Annotated in this window: 12 protein-coding genes and 1 pseudogene; 5 read left to right on the forward strand and 8 right to left on the reverse strand. The window is 66.4% G+C overall.

From position 1 onward, the window contains the following. The first annotated feature begins 47 nt into the window (after positions 1-47). On the forward strand, positions 48-2651 hold the full coding sequence (pepN, locus tag MAAFP003_RS18955; RefSeq protein WP_096289353.1) for an aminopeptidase N: 2604 nt from the start codon (positions 48-50) through the stop codon (positions 2649-2651). A gap of 86 nt (positions 2652-2737) precedes the next feature. Here the strand turns inward: pepN and MAAFP003_RS18960 are convergent, their stop codons facing one another. The 3 genes from MAAFP003_RS18960 to MAAFP003_RS18970 all read right to left on the reverse strand — a co-directional run bounded on the left by MAAFP003_RS18960 (position 2738) and on the right by MAAFP003_RS18970 (position 4140). Next, on the reverse strand, positions 2738-3205 hold the full coding sequence (locus tag MAAFP003_RS18960; RefSeq protein ID WP_207768555.1) for a DUF5130 domain-containing protein: 468 nt from the start codon (positions 3203-3205) through the stop codon (positions 2738-2740). Further along, a complete protein-coding gene (ctaJ, locus tag MAAFP003_RS18965; protein WP_096289357.1) occupies positions 3192-3416 on the reverse strand; it encodes an aa3-type cytochrome oxidase subunit CtaJ in 225 nt (74 codons plus the stop codon). The genes MAAFP003_RS18960 and ctaJ overlap by 14 nt, the downstream gene beginning before the upstream one ends. A 67-nt stretch (positions 3417-3483) precedes the next feature. Then, positions 3484-4140, reverse strand: coding sequence for an HNH endonuclease (locus MAAFP003_RS18970; protein WP_096289359.1), 657 nt, complete (start codon positions 4138-4140; stop codon positions 3484-3486). Positions 4141-4283: 143 nt separating this feature from the next. On the opposite strand from MAAFP003_RS18970, the gene MAAFP003_RS18975 reads away from it, so the two are divergent. The 3 genes from MAAFP003_RS18975 (at position 4284) to MAAFP003_RS18985 (ending at position 7362) form a co-directional block, all read left to right on the forward strand. Beyond that, a complete protein-coding gene (locus MAAFP003_RS18975) occupies positions 4284-4679 on the forward strand; it encodes a globin (protein ID WP_096291272.1) in 396 nt (131 codons plus the stop codon). 25 nt (positions 4680-4704) lie between these two features. Continuing rightward, positions 4705-6270: a glycoside hydrolase family 13 protein gene (locus tag MAAFP003_RS18980; RefSeq protein WP_096289361.1), complete on the forward strand. Its 1566-nt coding sequence runs from the start codon at positions 4705-4707 to the stop codon at positions 6268-6270. Positions 6271-6345: 75 nt separating this feature from the next. Then, a complete protein-coding gene (locus tag MAAFP003_RS18985; RefSeq protein WP_096291273.1) occupies positions 6346-7362 on the forward strand; it encodes an FAD-dependent oxidoreductase in 1017 nt (338 codons plus the stop codon). Between the two features lie 10 nt (positions 7363-7372). On the opposite strand, the gene MAAFP003_RS18990 is transcribed toward MAAFP003_RS18985, so the two are convergent. The 5 genes from MAAFP003_RS18990 to MAAFP003_RS19010 all read right to left on the reverse strand — a co-directional run bounded on the left by MAAFP003_RS18990 (position 7373) and on the right by MAAFP003_RS19010 (position 15614). Continuing rightward, positions 7373-7999 carry a DUF8185 domain-containing protein gene (locus tag MAAFP003_RS18990; protein WP_096289363.1) on the reverse strand — a complete coding sequence of 209 codons (627 nt, stop codon included), beginning with the start codon at positions 7997-7999 and terminating at the stop codon, positions 7373-7375. Between the two features lie 32 nt (positions 8000-8031). Then, the gene (locus MAAFP003_RS18995; protein ID WP_096289365.1) at positions 8032-8445 is read right to left on the reverse strand and encodes an acyl-CoA thioesterase; all 414 of its coding nucleotides are present in this window, start codon (positions 8443-8445) and stop codon (positions 8032-8034) included. Next, the gene (locus MAAFP003_RS19000; protein ID WP_096289367.1) at positions 8442-13268 is read right to left on the reverse strand and encodes an NAD-glutamate dehydrogenase; all 4827 of its coding nucleotides are present in this window, start codon (positions 13266-13268) and stop codon (positions 8442-8444) included. The genes MAAFP003_RS18995 and MAAFP003_RS19000 overlap by 4 nt, the downstream gene beginning before the upstream one ends. A 103-nt stretch (positions 13269-13371) precedes the next feature. Beyond that, positions 13372-15048, reverse strand: a complete 1677-nt coding sequence (gene ettA, locus MAAFP003_RS19005) for an energy-dependent translational throttle protein EttA (RefSeq protein ID WP_096289369.1) — start codon at positions 15046-15048, stop codon at positions 13372-13374. An 80-nt stretch (positions 15049-15128) separates the two neighbouring features. After that, positions 15129-15614: a single-stranded DNA-binding protein gene (locus MAAFP003_RS19010; RefSeq protein ID WP_096291274.1), complete on the reverse strand. Its 486-nt coding sequence runs from the start codon at positions 15612-15614 to the stop codon at positions 15129-15131. Between the two features lie 207 nt (positions 15615-15821). Here MAAFP003_RS19010 and MAAFP003_RS19015 point away from each other — a divergent pair. Further along, a pseudogene (locus MAAFP003_RS19015) lies at positions 15822-17025 on the forward strand (HNH endonuclease signature motif containing protein). Positions 17026-17173: the final 148 nt, after the last annotated feature.

Genomic DNA, 17173 nt, shown 5'->3' on the forward strand with positions numbered 1-17173 from the left:
TGTTCCCGTTCCGCACTGTGAGCCCGCGACGCTATTAAGTTGGACGGGTGGCCCTTCCTAACCTCACCCGCGACCAAGCCGTCGAACGCGCGGCTCTGATCACCGTCGACAGCTACCAGATCAGCCTCGACGTCACCGACGGCTCCGGTGTTTCAGGCGGGCCCGGCGAACGAACCTCGCGTACTTTCCGGTCCACCACCACGGTGGTGTTCGACGCACTCGCCGGCGCCGACACGGTTATCGACCTGTCGGCCGAGACCGTGCGCAGTGCCACCCTCAACGGGCGCGACGTGGACGTCTCGGGCTACGACGAGTCGACCGGCATCCCGTTGCGGGGACTGGCCGACCGCAACGTGGTCGTCGTCGACGCCGACTGCCGCTACTCGAACACCGGCGAGGGACTGCATCGCTTCGTCGACCCGGTCGACGACGAGACCTACCTGTACTCGCAGTTCGAAACCGCGGACGCCAAGCGCATGTTCGCCTGCTTCGACCAACCCGACCTCAAGGCGACGTTCGACCTGCGGGTGACCGCGCCCGCGCACTGGAAGGTGATCTCCAACGGCGCCACCACGTCGGTCGAGGACGGCGTGCACAGTTTTGCGGTCACCCCGCGGATGAGCACCTATCTGGTGGCGCTGATCGCGGGCCCGTACTCGCAGTGGACCGACTCCTATCGCGACGAGCACGGCGAGATCCCGCTGGGCATCTACTGCCGGTCCTCGCTGGCCGAACACATGGACGCCGAGCGGTTGTTCACCGAGACGAAGCAGGGATTTAGCTTCTACCACAAGAACTTTGGGGTGCCATACGCATTCGGCAAATACGACCAGCTGTTCGTTCCCGAATTCAACGCCGGCGCAATGGAAAACGCGGGGGCGGTGACCTTCCTGGAGGATTACGTCTTCCGCAGCAAGGTCACCCGCGCCTCCTACGAGCGGCGCGCCGAAACGGTGCTGCACGAGATGGCGCACATGTGGTTCGGCGACCTGGTCACCATGACGTGGTGGGACGACCTGTGGCTCAACGAGTCGTTCGCGACGTTCGCGTCGGTGCTGTGCCAGGCCGAGTCGACCGAATACACCTCAGCCTGGACGACATTCGCGACGGTCGAGAAGTCGTGGGCCTACCGCCAGGACCAGTTGCCGTCGACGCATCCCATCGCCGCCGACATCCCCGACCTGCACGCGGTCGAGGTGAACTTCGACGGCATCACCTACGCCAAGGGCGCTTCGGTGCTCAAGCAGCTGGTGGCCTACGTCGGGCTGGAGCACTTCCTGGCCGGACTGCGCGATTACTTCCGCACGCATGCCTTCGGCAACGCCACCTTCAGCGACCTGCTGTCCGCGCTCGAGCAGGCCTCGGGCCGCGACCTGTCGAACTGGGGACAGCAGTGGCTGAAGACCACCGGGCTCAATACGCTGCGGCCCGAATTCGACACCGATGCCGACGGGAAGTTCACCCGTTTCGCGGTGACCCAGAGCGGCGCGGCCCCGGGGGCCGGTGAAACCCGGGTACATCGGCTGGCGGTCGGGATCTACGACGACGACGGTGCGGGCAAGCTGGTGCGGGTGCACCGTGAGGAACTCGACGTCGACGGGCCACAGACGGAAGTGCCTGGACTGGTTGGTATTTCGTCAGGCAAGTTGATTCTGGTCAACGACGACGACCTGACCTACTGCTCGCTTCGCCTGGACGCACAGTCGTTGCGGACCGCGCTGGAGCGCGTCGCCGACATCGCCGATCCACTGCCCCGCTCGCTGGTGTGGTCGGCCGCGTGGGAGATGACCCGCGAGGCCGAGCTGCGTGCCCGCGACTTCGTCGCGCTGGTCTCCGGCGGCGTGCAGGCCGAGACGGAAGTCGGTGTGGCACAACGGTTGCTGATGCAGGCGCAGACCGCGCTGGGTTCCTACGCCGAGCCGGGCTGGGCCCGCGAGCACGGCTGGCCGCAGTTCACCGATCGGGTGCTGGCGCTGGCGCGGGCGGCCGAACCGGGATCGGATCACCAGCTCGCCTTCGTCAACACGCTGTGCTCGTCGGTGCTTGCCGACCGGCACATCGCGGCGCTGGCCGATCTGCTCGATCGGGATCCGTCCGAATTGGGCCTGGCGGGCCTCGAGATCGACACCGACCTGCGCTGGCGCATCGTGACCGCGTTGGCCACCGCCGGCGATATCGACGCCGACGGCATCGAGACGCCGTTCATCGACGCCGAGGTGCGACGCGACCCGACCGCGACCGGCAAGCGCCACGGCGCCCAGGCTGCCGCGGCCCGTCCCCAGCTTGAGGTCAAGGAGCAGGCGTTCATCACGGTGGTCGAGGACGACACCGTGGCCAACACGTCGGCGCGTTCGATCGTCGGGGGATTCGCGGCGCCCGGCCAGGGTGAGTTGCTCAAGCCGTTCACCGCGCGCTATTTCCAGGCCATTCCCGGCGTCTGGGCGCGGCGTTCCAGCGAGGTCGCGCAGACCGTGGTGATCGGGCTGTACCCGTCCTGGAACATCAGCGAGGAGGGTATCGCCGCCGCCGACGAGTTCCTGTCGGCGCCGGACTCCGAGGTGCCCCCAGCGCTGCGCCGCCTGGTGCTGGAGGGCCAGGCCGGGGTGAAGCGGGCGTTGCGCGCGCGCACGTTCGACGCGGGCCAGCAGTAACGGCGGGCCGAGCACCATCAGCGAACGTCACCGCCGCAATGGCGCGCCCCGTGGTCGCGAACCGGGACGTGCAGTGGCTCATGGCTCTAAGCCGGGCTGATACCCGCGCTCAGCACGCGAATCGCGCTGACCAGACCGTCGACCAGGTGCCCCTGCTCGAACGCCGACGAGGCCGCGGCAACGCCCAGTGGGGCGGCCGATTCGGCGCCGCGTCCGCGGACCTCGGAGCCGTAGACCACCTCGATGACCGCTTGGTCGGGCGAAACGGCCAGTAGCACCGCGTTGTTGGGCGTCGGCACGTCGGCCAGGATCTCGCGCGCCCGGGCCGCGGTGTCGCTACCCAGGTCGCCGATGTAGATGGCGAACCGCGTCATCGACTGGCGCGAGCCGTACTTCAGGGCGTCGTCGATCGCGACCAGGTCCGTGATCGGGAACGGGTAATGCACCGACAGCTCACCGGGCTCGGTGACGCCGGAAACCCGGCCGCTGGACGTGATCGCAAAGCCGGCAGGCAGTTCCGCCGGGGCCTTCGTCGCTACCTCACCATGTGCCACTGGCGCCACCTCCGACTGAGAACTCCGATGCGTGATGTCCGTGCGAGTGGCCGACGAATTCGTCGGTAGCCGCCCACAGAATCGGCGGATGCGTCCACGGCTCGGACATCTTGTAAGTCGCCGGGTGCGGCCCCTTGCGCGACCAGATCAGCGCCGCCAGCACGATCACCAGCAACGCCGGGATTCCGATTAAGTACAGGTGAATCTCCATAGCGCTCACGACGGAAACCGTATCCCACCGAGTGATCCCGCGGCGCGCTTGGACACGAGATTGGCCGTCAGGCCGCGCCCTCGCCGAGGTATCGGGCCCAGGACGGATCCATTTCCTTGACGGTGGACAGCAGTCGCCAGTGCTGCCCGGTCGGCGGCAGCGGCGCCCGGCGCAGTGCCCAACCGAGTTCGGCGAGCAGCTTGTCGCCCTTGCGGTGGTTGCAGGTCGAGCAGCAGGCGACGCAGTTCTCCCAGGAATGGCCGCCGCCGCGGCTGCGCGGCACGACGTGGTCGACGGTGTCGGCCTTCGCTCCGCAATAGGCGCAGCAGAAGCGGTCGCGGTGCATCAGGGCCGCGCGGGTCATCGGGACCCGGGCCCGGTAGGGAACCCGGACGTAGGTCCGCAGCTGGATCACCGACGGCACCGGGATCGACTCGCTCGCCGAGTGGATGACCGGCCCGGATGGGTCGTGGTGCACCACGTCGGCCTTGCCGCAGATCACCATCACGATCGCGCGCCGCATCGGCAGCGCGGTCAGCGGTTCGTAGGTGGAATTCAGCAGCAGAACCCGGCGGCGACTCCAGATCGAAGCGCTTTCGTGGGTATCGACGCCGGGGGCGGGGCGGTGGGAAAGACTATGCAGGGACGACGCGGGTGTGGGTCCGGTCAGCCCTGCCGCGGCCCCTGAACTTCGGTGGCTGCGGCGTCTCTTGCCCTGCGCCATAAATCCTCCGCCGATAGTCCACCATGATTCGTCGCCAATCGCACGCCTAATTGCTGGTGCACGCCGTGTCGAACCGGTGAACAGCAGGAGCGACTCCGCCCGTTTGACTGCGCCGGCTTGCCGATGCACCACAATGGGGGGTGATGGATCAGGTACAACAGTCCTTTTACGACGCCGTCGGCGGTGCCGAGACCTTCAAAACGATCGTGGCGCGCTTCTATGCCCAGGTCCCCGAGGACGAAATCCTGCGTGAGCTCTATCCGCTGGATGACCTGCAGGGCGCCGAAGAGCGGCTGCGCATGTTCCTCGAGCAGTACTGGGGCGGCCCGCGCACCTATTCCGACCAGCGCGGGCACCCGCGGCTGCGGATGCGTCACGTGCCGTTCCGGATCACCCCGATCGAGCGCGATGCATGGTTGCGCTGCATGCACACCGCCGTCGCGTCGATCGACGCACACACTCTCGACGACGAGCATCGCCGAGAGCTGCTCAACTATCTGGAAATGGCAGCTCACTCGCTCGTCAATTCGCCCTTGTAGATACCTCGCAACCGAACGGAGCAATATGAGCCCCGCCGCATGGTGGTCGAACGCCGTCTTTTACCAGGTCTATCCACGCTCCTTCGCCGACAGCAACGGCGACGGCGTCGGGGACATCGACGGCATCGTCGCCCATCTGGATTACCTGGAGCGGCTGGGCATCGACGCGATCTGGCTCAGCCCGGTCACCGTCTCGCCGATGGCCGACCACGGCTACGACGTCGCCGATCCGCGTGACATCGACCCGCTGTTCGGCGGGATGCCGGCGATCGAACGGCTGATCACGGCGGCCCACGAGCGCAACATCAAGATCACCATGGACGTGGTGCCCAACCACACCAGCTCCCAGCACGCGTGGTTCCAGGCGGCGCTGGCCGCCGGCCCGGGCACCGAAGCGCGGGAGCGGTATTACTTCCGCGACGGCAAGGGACCCGACGGGGAACTGCCCCCGAACAACTGGACGTCGGTGTTCGGCGGGCCGGCCTGGGAGCGGGTGGTCGAGCCCGACGGCAATCCCGGCCAGTACTACCTGCACCTGTTCGACACCCACCAGCCGGACCTGAACTGGGAAAACCCCGAGGTCTTCGACGACTTCGAGGCGTCGCTGCGGTTCTGGCTGGAGCGTGGGGTGGACGGCTTCCGCATCGACGTGGCGCACGGGATGGCCAAGCCGGCCGGCCTGCCCGACGCACAGGAAGCCGTCAAGGTGTTGTCGCACCGCGACGACGACCCGCGTTTCAACAACCCGGCCGTGCACGACATCCATCGCAAGATTCGCAAGATCGTCGACGAGTACGACGGCGCGGTGACCATCGGCGAAGTGTGGGTGCTGGACAACATGCTCTGGGCCGAGTACCTGCGGCCCGACGAACTGCATCTCGGCTTCAATTTCCGGCTCACCAAGGTCGCCTTCGACGCGCACCAAATTCACGACGCCGTCGAGAACTCGCTGAAGGCCACCGCCATATACGACTCCGTTCCGACCTGGACGCTGTCCAACCACGACATCGACCGCGAGGTCACCCGCTACGGCGGCGGTGAGATCGGGCTGCGCCGGGCGCGGGCGATGGCGATGGCGATGCTCGCACTGCCCGGCACGGTGTTCATTTACAACGGCGAGGAGCTCGGGCTGCCCGACGTGCTGGACCTGCCCGAAGAGGTGCTGCAGGACCCGACCTGGGAACGGTCCGGGCACACCGAGCGGGGCCGCGACAAGGTCCGGGTTCCGCTGCCGTGGTCGGGCGACACTCCCCCATTCGGGTTCTCCAGTTCGCCCGACACCTGGTTGCCGATGCCGGCCGACTGGGCGTCGCTGACGGTCGAGAAGCAGGACACGGATCCCGATTCGACGTTGGCGTTTTTTCGCACGGTGCTCAAATTGCGCAGGGAGCGCACCGAATTCGACGGCGTCGAGCTGCAGTGGCTGACGGCAACCGACGATGCGCTGGTATTCCGGCGGCCGGGCGGCCTGGTGTGCGCGCTGAATACCGGAGATCGTCCGATGGCGCTGCCCGCCGGCGAACTCATTTTCGCCAGTGCACCGTTGGTCGACGGTGAGTTGCCGGCCGATGCGGCGGCCTGGTTGGCCTAACCTTCCACCGGGGGCCGATTCGCGCCGCGGCCCGCGCTGGCCTATATGTGTTACATGGCAGCGTATGCGTGGGCAGTGATCGGAGCCGGCCCCGCCGGAATAGCTGCGGTGGGAAGGCTTTTAGATCACGGCATCGCGGCGGAGAAGATCGCCTGGATCGATCCCGCCTTTGCGGCAGGCGATCTCGGCCAGAAGTGGCGAGCGGTGTCGAGTAATACCATCGCCGAAACCTTCCTGCATTTCCTGAACGGCTCTGCGGCATTTCGGTTCTCGGAGGCACCGCCGCTGCCGCTGCGAGACGTCGAGCCGGGCCAGACGTGCGCCCTGGACCTGGTGGCCGATCCGCTGGTGTGGATTACTTCGCACCTGCGCGAGCGGGTACACGTTTTTCAGACAACGGCGACCTCGCTTTTCCTGGGCAACAGGCAATGGAGAATTGAAACCGGACAACAAGAGGTCGTCGCCGAAAATGTGATCCTCGCCGTCGGCGCCGTGCCCAAGAAGCTTGCTTACCCCGGCCTGCAGGAGATTGACGTCGAGGTCGCGCTGGATCCCGACCGGCTGGCCGAGCAGTCACTCGACGGCGCGACGGTGGCCGTCTTCGGCTCGTCGCACTCGTCGATGATCGTGCTGCCGAATCTGCTGCGCAACCCCGTCGAACGGGTGATCAACTTCTACCAGAGCCCGCTGAAATACGCTGTGTATCTGGATGATTGGATTCTGTTCGACGACACCGGCCTCAAAGGCCAGGCGGCCGCGTGGGCGCGGGAGAACATCGACGGCGTCTATCCGGAACGGCTGGACAGATGCTGGGTATCAAGCCCGGAGTTCGACGACAAACTCGCGCAATGCGATCGCGTGGTCTACACCGTCGGTTTCGAGCGCAGAAAGCTGCCCGAGACGCCGCAGTGGGGCCCGCTGGATTACAACAGGAGAAACGGAATCCTTGCCCCGGGACTCTTCGGGCTGGGCATCGGGTTTCCGGAATATGCCGAAGATCCGTACGGATTCGGGCAATACCGGGTGGGGCTCAAGAAGTTTATGGATTACCTGGATGCCGTCTTGCCGTTGTGGTTGCTGTACCCGACCTGAGCCGCTTCACTCAGCGCAGCACCATCGCCGCCTCGCCGCGCCGGCGGTAGACCGATCCGAAGCGGGCGTCCAGACGCAACCAGGCCGGAAGGGTACGAACCCGGATGATTTCGCTCGCGTCGATTGCATCCCTTGACTGCGGCAGGAAACCCATTGCGGTCAAAGCGAACACACAACGCATCGGTAACCCGACGCTGGTGTCGGCCGAGCTGACCCGGATCACCTCCTGGTCGAGCAGCGAGGCCGGCGGGCCGTGCGAGCTGCTGTGCTCCTTGGCCAGCCGGGCACCTTCTTGGGCCAGATCCAGCATCACCTGGGCCGGCACGTCGTCGAGGTGGGTGAAGCCGGACTCCGGCGGCAGTGCACCGCGCCAGGACGAGTCCATCGCGAAACCCGGGTCGACGTAGCCGGTGTCATCCATCGCCGACAGCCCGCGACCCAATCCGTCCGCGGCGACCGTCATGTCGTCCGGGCTCACCCGGCCCACCACTACCCGGCTGGCGAGCACGTCGAAACCCGTTGCCATCCAAGCTGTTAGCAAACCGGATGAGCGAGTCCGCAGCCGAACGACCGCGGCATCGTCGAGGCGCAGAGCACGGTCGACGAACGCAGCCAGATCGGAGCGATGGGCCGCCATCGATGCCGGGCCCAGCCACAATCCGCGATCAGCTAACGCAGCCACCGTTGCAAGTACTCCCGATGTTGTGGCCCGAGGCGCACCAACCGCTGCTCCTGGATGTGAACCGCGGCCAGCTGTGACTCGGCGATGACGGCCGGCTTGGACTGCGGATCGGCGCCGACCGAACGCACCTCGTAGCCGAGCGTGAAGTCGACAGTCCGCAGCTGTTTGGTCCAAATGGTGACCTGCAGAGGCGAATCGACCAACTTCAGCTGCGCCTTATAGGTGACCCGTACGTCGGCGATCAACAGCCCGATCTCCAAGATATCGACCTCGAACGCCGGTTTGAGGAAGGGAACCCGCGCCTCTTCCAGCAGCGTGACCATCGTGGCGTGGTTGACGTGCTGGTACATGTCGATGTCCGACCAGCGCACCGGCACCTGGGCGACGAATCCGACGGTCACCCGGAAGTCCCCCGTCCGCTGGTGCGGGTCATGCGGCGGATCTGGCGCGCGGCCACCGACAGCGTCGCGAGATCCTTGGCGCCGCTTGCATAGATCTCGGTGAGCGTTCGCCTGGCCCGCTCCACCCGGGACGCGCTGATGTGCTCCCACTCCGCGATCTTCTCTTCCCCACTTTCGTCCGGCTCCCCCACCGCGAGCACGTCGAGACACAGCGACCGCAGCGAGGCGTAGATGTCGTCGCGGATTGCCAAGCGCGCCAAGGAATGCCAGCGGTCGTATCGGGGCAGCGCTGATATCGCGGTGAGCAGGCCGTCGGTGCCCAACCGGTCCATCAGCGCGAAATACGTGTCCGCGACGTCGGCGGTTTCGGTATCGGTGATGTCGGCGATGTCGATGATGTCGAGCAGGCTGAAGCGGTACAGGCCGGCCGCCACCAGGTAGGCCAACTCTTTCGGCGCACCCCCGGCAGCGAACGCCGCGGCTTCCTGTTCGACGATGGCCTTGTCGTCACCGCGCAGCCACTCCGACATCCGGGGGGTCAGCGTTTTGACCTTGGCGGCGAAGCGGTTGATTTCGGCGCCGACGGCCAGCGGCTGGGGGCGGTAGTTGAGCAGCCAGCGTCCGGCGCGGTCGATCAGACGTCGGGTATCCAGCGTCATCTGGTCCGAGAGCGCGACCGGGATATCCGCCGCGCGGATACCGCGCCAGATCTCGTCGATCCCGAAGATGGCGTCGGTGGCCACCCAGGTGCGTACCGCGTCGATCTGCCCGACCCCGACGTCCTGGGTGATCCGGAACGCGTAGCTGATGCCGGCGGCGTCCACCATGTCGTTGATCAACATCGTCGTGACGATCTCGCGGCGCAGCTGGTGAGTGCGGATCTCCGGGGTGAATCGCTCCCGCAACGGCGTCGGGAAATAGCGGGGTAACCTCGACGCAAAGACGTCCTGCTCTGGCAGTTCGGTGGTCAGCATCTCCGCTTTCAGGAGCAGCTTCACGTGGGCCATTAGGGTGCAGAGCTCGGGTGAGGTCAGCCCCAGACCGGCTTCGGTGCGCCGCGCGACGTCCTTTTCCGACGGCAACGCTTCCAGCTCGCGGTCGACGCCGTTCTCTTCGAGGAACTTGATCTGCATGGCGTGCACCGGCAGCAGGCTCGGGGCGTTGGCGCGGCTGGTGCCCATCAGGTCGTTCTGGTCCTCGTTGTCGGCGAGCACCAGTTTCGCGACCTCGTCGGTCATCGATTCCAGCAGCGCGCTGCGCTCGTCCCGGTGGACCTTGCCGGCCGTGACCAGCGAGTCGATCAGGATCTTGATGTTGACCTCGTGGTCGGAGCAGTCCACGCCGGCGGAGTTGTCCATCGCGTCGGTGTTGACCCGCCCACCCGCGAGGTCGAACTCGACGCGGCCCAAGGCCGTCACGCCGAGGTTGCCACCCTCGCCGATTACCTTGGCGCGCAACTGGTTTCCGTTGACTCGCACCGGGTCGTTGGCCCGGTCGCCGACGTCGGCGTCGGACTCGGACTCGGCCTTGACGTAGGTGCCGATACCACCGTTGAACAGCAGGTCCACCGGTGCGAGCAAAATTGCCTTCATCAGGTTGGGCGGGGCCATCTCGGTGACCTCGTCGTCGATGCCCAGGGCCACGCGCACCTGCGGGCTGATCGGGATCGACTTCTGCTCGCGGCTGTACACCCCGCCGCCCTCGCTGATCAGCGACTTGTCGTAGTCCTCCCAGCTGGAGCGCGGCAGGTCGAACATCCGCTGGCGCTCCGGCCACGTTCTCGCCGCGTCGGGGTCGGGGTCCAGGAAAATGTGCCGGTGATCGAACGCGGCGACCAGCCTGATGTGCTTGCTCAGCAGCATGCCGTTGCCGAATACGTCACCGCTCATGTCGCCGACGCCCACCACCGTGAAGTCCTGGGTCTGGGTGTCGACGCCCATCTCGCGGAAGTGTCGTTTGACGGCCTCCCAGGCGCCCTTGGCAGTGATTCCCATGGCCTTGTGGTCGTAGCCGACCGATCCGCCGGAGGCGAAGGCATCACCCAGCCAGAACCCGTAGGAGTGGGCGACGTCGTTGGCGATGTCGGAGAAGGTCGCGGTCCCCTTGTCCGCGGCGACCACCAGGTAGGCGTCGTCACCGTCGCGGCGTGTCACTTGCGGTGGGGGGCTTACCTTTCCGGTTGAGTGGTCGACATTGTCGGTGACGTCCAGCAACCCGGAGATGAAGAGCTGATAGCAGGCGACGCCCTCGGCGCGGGTCGCGTCACGGTCGGCCGCGGCGTCGCCGGTGGGCAGCGGCGGGCGTTTGAGGACGAAACCGCCCTTGGCCCCGACCGGAACGATGACGGCGTTCTTGACCGCCTGGGCCTTGACCAGACCCAGGATCTCGGTGCGGAAGTCGTCGCGCCGGTCCGACCAGCGCAGCCCGCCGCGGGCCACCGGGCCGAACCGCAGGTGCACGCCCTCGACGCGCGGTGAGTAGATGAAGATCTCGTACTTGGGCCGCGGCAACGGCAGCTCGTCGACCAGCTGGGCATCCAGCTTGATCGCCAGCACGTTGCGGACGCGGGCCGAACCCTCGCGTGTCACAAAGTAATTGGTGCGCAGCGTGGCCTGCACCAGTGACGCGAAGGCACGCAGGATGCGGTCAGTGTCCAGGCTGACCAATGCGTCGATGTCCGCGGCGACGGCGGCGGCGGCCGTTTGCGCGTCGCGGCTCGTCGCCGATCCGCTGGGATCGAACAATGCCTCAAACAGCCGCACCAGCGATCGCGCTGTCGAGGGGTGCTCGTTGAGCACCGATTCGATGTAGGACTGACTGTAGGGAAAGTTGGCTTGCCGCAAGTACTTTGCGTAGGCACGCAGCAACACGACCTGCTGCCAGCTCAGCCCGGCGCGCATCACCAACTCGTTGAACCGGTCGACTTCGACCCGGCCGTGCCAGATCGCGGTGACGGCCTCGGCGAAGCGTTGTGCCGTGGCGTCGCGGTCGGCCTGCGTCTGCGCCACCTGGATGGTCGGGTGCGGCGAGATCCGGAACTGGTAGATCCACACCGGCAATCCGTCCGGTCGCATGACCGTGAACGGCCGTTCCTCGAGCACTACGACACCCATGCTCTGCAGCATCGGCAGCAGCTGGCTCAGCGAGGCGCTGTGCCCGCCCAGGAACCAGGTCAGCTGTGCGGTTCCCTCGCCGCGATCGGTGAACACGAGCTTGACCGAATCGCTGGTCAGGTCGTTGATGATGTTGACGTGGCCGATGGCATCGGCCGGGGTGACCGCCGTCTTGTAGGCCTCGGAGAAGGCGCCGGCGTAGTGCTCGGCGTCGGCGTGCGAGATCGCTCCGGTGGGTGCGGCCGCGACGAGCCGGTCAGACCAGGTGCGCGCGGCCTCGCTGATCAGCGCCTGGATTCGCATCCGGTTCTTTTCGGAGACGTCGACCGGGCCCGCATCTTCGGGCAGTCGCACCATGAAATGCATGAGCGCCCAAGGTGATTCACTGACCCGCGCAGTGAATTCCAGTCGCGTACCGCCGAATTCGCGGACCAGGATGTCCTCGATCTGCAACCGCACGGCAGTCGTGTAGCGATCGCGGGGCACATAGACCAGGCAGGAGACGAAGTAGCGCAGCCGGTCGTCCCGGACGAACAGCAACGCCCGGCGCTGGGATCCCAGATCCACCACGGCTTTGGCCATCGTGAATAGCCGTTCGCCGCTGAGGGTGAACAGCTCCGAACGCGGGACGGTCTGGATCACGTCGAGGATCAATTGAGCCGGGTGGACGGGGTCGCTGTCGGCCAGCGCCAGGGCTTCGCGGACCCGGCGCGAGATCGACGGGATCTCCAGCACGTCGGCGTTCATCGCGGCGACGGTGAACAGCCCGACGAAGCGGTGCTCGATCACGCCACCGTCGACGTATTCGCGCACCCCGATGGCGTAGGGATAGGCGCCGTAGCGCAGGTAGCTACCGACGGTGGCCTGGGCTAACACCAGCAGCTTGTCGTCATCGGTCAGTCGCGGGCGAGAACCGGTCCGGCTGCGCAGCACGCCGAGCTCGCTGGTCCCGTCGCCAGAGACCAGACCGTCGTGCACCCGGCACCGCTGGTAGCCCAGCAGCAGGAAGTTCCCCTCACCCAGCCAGCGCAGCAGCGCCGCGACATCCTCGCGGTCGGGCGCCGTGAAACGCCCGCCGGGGTTGTTTTCGACGTCGGCGGCCAGGTTGCTCAGGGCGGCGATGATCGCCGCGGCGTCGGCGGCCACCTGTTGGACGTCGCTGAGGACCTTGGGCAGCACCCTCTCGACCTCGGCGAGCGCTTTGGTGTCGACGGTTGGCACGAACTGGATGTGGATCCACGCCTCGCCGACGTATTGCGGGGTGCCCGGCGCCTTGGGTTCGATGCTGATCAGGTCGCCCGCCGGGTTGCGCTGCACATCGAACACCGGGGTCATCAGCACGGAATAGGAGACACCGAGCCGGTGCAGCAGCACGGTGACGGAGTCCATCAGCATGCCGCCGTGGTCGGTGACGACCTGCAGCGCGGGCCCGAAGCCCGCGGGATCCTCGGGCGGATAGACCGCCACGCAGCTCTCGCCGGGCGGTCGGTGCTGGCCCAGCCGGTAGTGCGCGTTCAGCAGCGCCGGGGTGAGGATGGTGGCCGGGATGGTCAGGTCGATGACGCCGGTTTCGAGGGTTCCGGGTTCTTTGTCGTGGGGGCCGCGATAGGTCTCGACGTAGGCCTTGGAAATCCAGTCAGGAACGTCCGACATCGTGGAGAACGCGGTCCACGGGATGGTTGCCTGCTTCGGTCCGGAACCGATCGTCATGCCGTTAGCTCCCTACTCAGGACGGTTGGCACTACGCGCAGTCACCCCACATCTCGGCGACCGAACCGGGCGCATCGTTGCGGGGCTGCTGGCAAAGGTGACACTAGTCCCGCGTGAGCTTGCGGTGCGTCACCCGGTGCGGCCTGGCGGCTTCGGCTCCAAGTCGTTCGACTTTGTTTTCCTCATATGCACCGAAGTTGCCCTCGAACCAGAACCACTTGGCCTCGTTGTCCTCGTCACCCTCCCAAGCCAGGATGTGTGTGCAGGTGCGGTCGAGGAACCAGCGGTCGTGCGAAATCACCACCGCGCAGCCGGGGAATTGTTCGAGGGCGTTCTCCAGCGAACTCAGCGTTTCGACGTCGAGGTCGTTGGTCGGCTCATCGAGCAGGATCAGGTTTCCGCCCTGCTTCAGGGTCAGCGCGAGGTTGAGCCGGTTGCGCTCACCACCGGACAGCACACCCGCCGGCTTCTGCTGATCGGGGCCCTTGAAGCCGAACGCCGACACGTAAGCCCGCGACGGGACTTCGCTCTGGCCGACGATGATGTGGTCCAGCCCGTCGGAGACGACTTCCCAGACGGTCTTTTTCGGATCGATGCCGGCGCGGCTCTGGTCGACGTAACTGAGCTTGACGGTCTCGCCGACCTTGACCGTGCCGCTGTCCGGCTGCTCGAGACCGACGATCGTTTTGAACAGCGTGGTCTTACCGACACCGTTGGGACCGATGACGCCGACGATGCCGTTGCGGGGCAAGGTGAACGACAGATCCTTGATCAGGGTGCGTCCCTCGAAGCCCTTGTCCAGGTGGTCGACCTCGACCACCACATTGCCCAGCCGCGGCCCGACCGGGATCTGGATTTCCTCGAAATCGAGCTTGCGCGTCTTCTCCGCCTCCGCGGCCATTTCTTCGTAGCGGCCGAGGCGGGCCTTGCTCTTGGCCTGGCGCGCCTTGGCGCCGGAGCGCACCCAGGCCAGTTCTTCTTGCAGCCGCTTCTGCAGCTTCGCGTCCTTGCGGCCCTGAACCGCGATCCGCTCGGCCTTCTTCTCCAGGTAGGTCGAATAGTTGCCCTCGTAGGGGTAGGCGCGGCCGCGGTCGAGTTCCAGAATCCATTCGGCGACGTTGTCCAGGAAGTAGCGGTCGTGGGTGACGGCCAGGATCGCGCCCGCATAGCTGGCCAGATGCTGTTCGAGCCACTGCACGCTCTCGGCGTCCAGGTGGTTGGTCGGCTCGTCGAGCAGCAGTAGGTCGGGCTTGGACAGCAGCAGTTTGCACAGCGCCACCCGGCGTCGCTCACCACCGGACAGGTTGGTCACCGGTTCGTCGGGCGGCGGGCAGCGCAGCGCGTCCATCGCCTGCTCCAGCTGCGAGTCGAGGTCCCACGCGTCGGCATGGTCCAGCTCTTCTTGCAGCCGGCCCATCTCCTCCATCAGCTCGTCGGAGTAGTCGGTGGCCATCAGCTCGGCGACCTCGTTGAAGCGGTCGAGCTTGACCTTGATCTCGCCCAAGCCCTCTTCCACGTTGCCCCGAACGGTCTTCTCCTCGTTCAGCGGCGGCTCCTGTTGCAGGATGCCGACCGTGGCACCGGTGGCCAGGAACGCGTCGCCGTTGTTCGGCTTGTCCAGTCCGGCCATGATCCGCAAGACGCTCGACTTACCGGCGCCGTTGGGGCCGACGACACCGATCTTGGCGCCCGGGAAGAAACTGAGCGTGACGTCGTCCAGGATCACCTTGTCGCCGTGCGCCTTGCGGACCTTTTTCATCGTGTAGATGAACTCAGCCATGCCGGGGTTATGCCTTTCTGGTCTTCGAGAACGATCTCGCGGACCATCCTATGCATCGCCCGGGATGCCCGACCCGCCCGCTAAGCCGACAGAGGCAGCGCGCTGGGGTTCTCGGCGCCGTCACCGGATCCGACCGAGCCCGCGTCCTCCGCGCTATTAACCGGCTCCTCCGCGCTATTGGCCGGCGCGGACTCCGCGTCGGGACCGGCGTAGCCGGGCTTTTCGATGCGCACGATCGCGCGCGAGCAGTCCGGGCCGACCGATGTCGCGCGCATTTCCAGCGACGAACGGCGATTGCCGTCGCGGTCTTCGTACTCGCTGGTGTAGACGTGGCCCACCACGATCACCGGCGCGCCCTTGCCCAGCGCGGCCCCGACGCCGGTGACCAGCTTTCCCCAGCAATTGACGGTGATGAACAGCGAGTTTCCCGGCTCCCAACTTCCCTCGCCGGTGCGCCGGCGAGAATTGCTGGCTACCCGGAACTTGATGAGTTCCTGCCCGCCGACGGTGCGGCGCTGCAGATCGTTGACGATGTGACCGACGACGGTCAGCTGGGTTTCGAACATGGGCTCAATTTCCTTTCGCAGGTGTCTCAGGTAGTGCTCGTACTTGCCGCTCATTGAGCGCGCAGACACCGACGAGTCAGGCCGGTCGTCCCGCCGCTGCCGGGCCCGTCTGTGGACAAAATCGTGACTGTGGATAAGGACGCGAGGCGGGTGCGGCGCGGGGTCGGGCGGCCGGGATTTGTCGGTGGTGGTCGCGATGATGTCGTTATGTCGTTGACCGCCTCGCCGAGCGTCGTTGAATCGCGCCCGCCGGATCGTCTGGGGGTGTTGTTCGAGGAGTTGGCGGAGTTAGCGGGTCAGCGCAATGCGATTGATGGGCGCATTGTGGAGATTGCTGCCGAGATCGAGCGCGACGAGCTGTGCGGGGCGACCGGTGCGCGCTCGGTGGCGGCGTTGCTGGGCTGGAAGCTGGCCCTGTCCTCGGCGAATGCCCACACGATCACCACGATCGCGGGCCGGCTCGAGGAGTTCCCGCGGTGTGCGGCGGGCATGGCTGAGGGTCGGCTGTCGCTGGATCAGGTCGGCGTCATCGCCGCCGGCGCGGGTCAGGGATCCGATGCACACTATGCGGGGTTGGCCGAGGTCGCCACGGTCAGCCAGCTGCGTACCGCGGTCAAACTCGAACCACGACCCCAGCCCGACCCGCGGCCCGAACCGGCGCCCTCGATCACCCAGACCTCGGACGAGGAGTTCACGTGTTGGCGGATCAAACTCCCCCACCTAGACGCCGCGAAGTTCGACGCCGCGTTGGCCTCTCATCGTGATGCGCTTTTCGCCGAATGGAAACGCGATCACGGCGAAAGCGACCCCGAGCACAGGCCCCCGCTGCCGAACGCCACCGACGCGTTGATGCGGCTGGTGGAGGCCGGCTGGGATAGTGAGGCGGCCCGCCGCCCGCACGGGCAGCACACCACCGTGGTCGTGCACCTCGATATTGAGCAGCGTGCCGCCGCGCTGCATCTGGGTCCGCTGCTGACCGACGCCGAGCGCCGATACCTGACCTGTGATGCCACCTGCGAGGTCTGGTTCGAACGTGACGGCGAGGTTATCGGTGCCGGGCGTGCGACGCGGGTGATCAACCGGCGGCTGCGCCGCGCCCTGGAGCATCGTGACCGCAGCTGCGCGGTGCCCGGGTGCGGGGCCACCCGTGGTCTGCACGCCCACCACCTCCGGCACTGGGAAGACGGCGGCCCCACCGAACTAGCCAACCTGGTGCTGGTCTGCCCGTACCACCACCGCGCCCATCACCGCGGCCTGATCACCCTCACCGGACCCGCCGACGCGCTCACCATCACCGACGAGGACGGCCGACCACTGAGCGCAGCCACCCTGCCCCGGACCCACCGGCGAACGCGCCCAATGGTGGTGGTACGACCCCTTCCAACCCCAACCACCACCAACCAACAACTAGGTTGGTTACCGGCCCCCAGCCATCGGTCCGAAGCCAAACAGGTTGGGAAATCAAGACATACGCACCGAAGCACTATGCGACCCCAATGCCCGAGCGGAAGCACACAGCAAAGAACCGTGCCAATATTCGCAGAGTGCTTACGCTCGTG

Origin of the sequence: Mycobacterium ahvazicum (assembly GCF_900176255.2) — a bacterium.
Lineage (GTDB): Bacteria > Actinomycetota > Actinomycetes > Mycobacteriales > Mycobacteriaceae > Mycobacterium > Mycobacterium ahvazicum.

Excerpts from the sequence above, each read along its gene's own strand:
- MAAFP003_RS19000 (WP_096289367.1), bottom strand. The coding sequence starts at position 13,268 with ATGACGATCGGTTCCGGACCGAAGCAGGCAACCATCCCGTGGACCGCG.
- ctaJ (WP_096289357.1), bottom strand. The coding sequence starts at position 3,416 with ATGGAGATTCACCTGTACTTAATCGGAATCCCGGCGTTGCTGGTGATC.
- MAAFP003_RS19010 (WP_096291274.1), bottom strand. The coding sequence starts at position 15,614 with ATGTTCGAAACCCAGCTGACCGTCGTCGGTCACATCGTCAACGATCTG.
- MAAFP003_RS18980 (WP_096289361.1), top strand. The coding sequence starts at position 4,705 with ATGAGCCCCGCCGCATGGTGGTCGAACGCCGTCTTTTACCAGGTCTAT.
- MAAFP003_RS18970 (WP_096289359.1), bottom strand. The coding sequence starts at position 4,140 with ATGGCGCAGGGCAAGAGACGCCGCAGCCACCGAAGTTCAGGGGCCGCG.
- MAAFP003_RS18975 (WP_096291272.1), top strand. The coding sequence starts at position 4,284 with ATGGATCAGGTACAACAGTCCTTTTACGACGCCGTCGGCGGTGCCGAG.
- MAAFP003_RS18990 (WP_096289363.1), bottom strand. The coding sequence starts at position 7,999 with ATGGCGGCCCATCGCTCCGATCTGGCTGCGTTCGTCGACCGTGCTCTG.
- ettA (WP_096289369.1), bottom strand. The coding sequence starts at position 15,048 with ATGGCTGAGTTCATCTACACGATGAAAAAGGTCCGCAAGGCGCACGGC.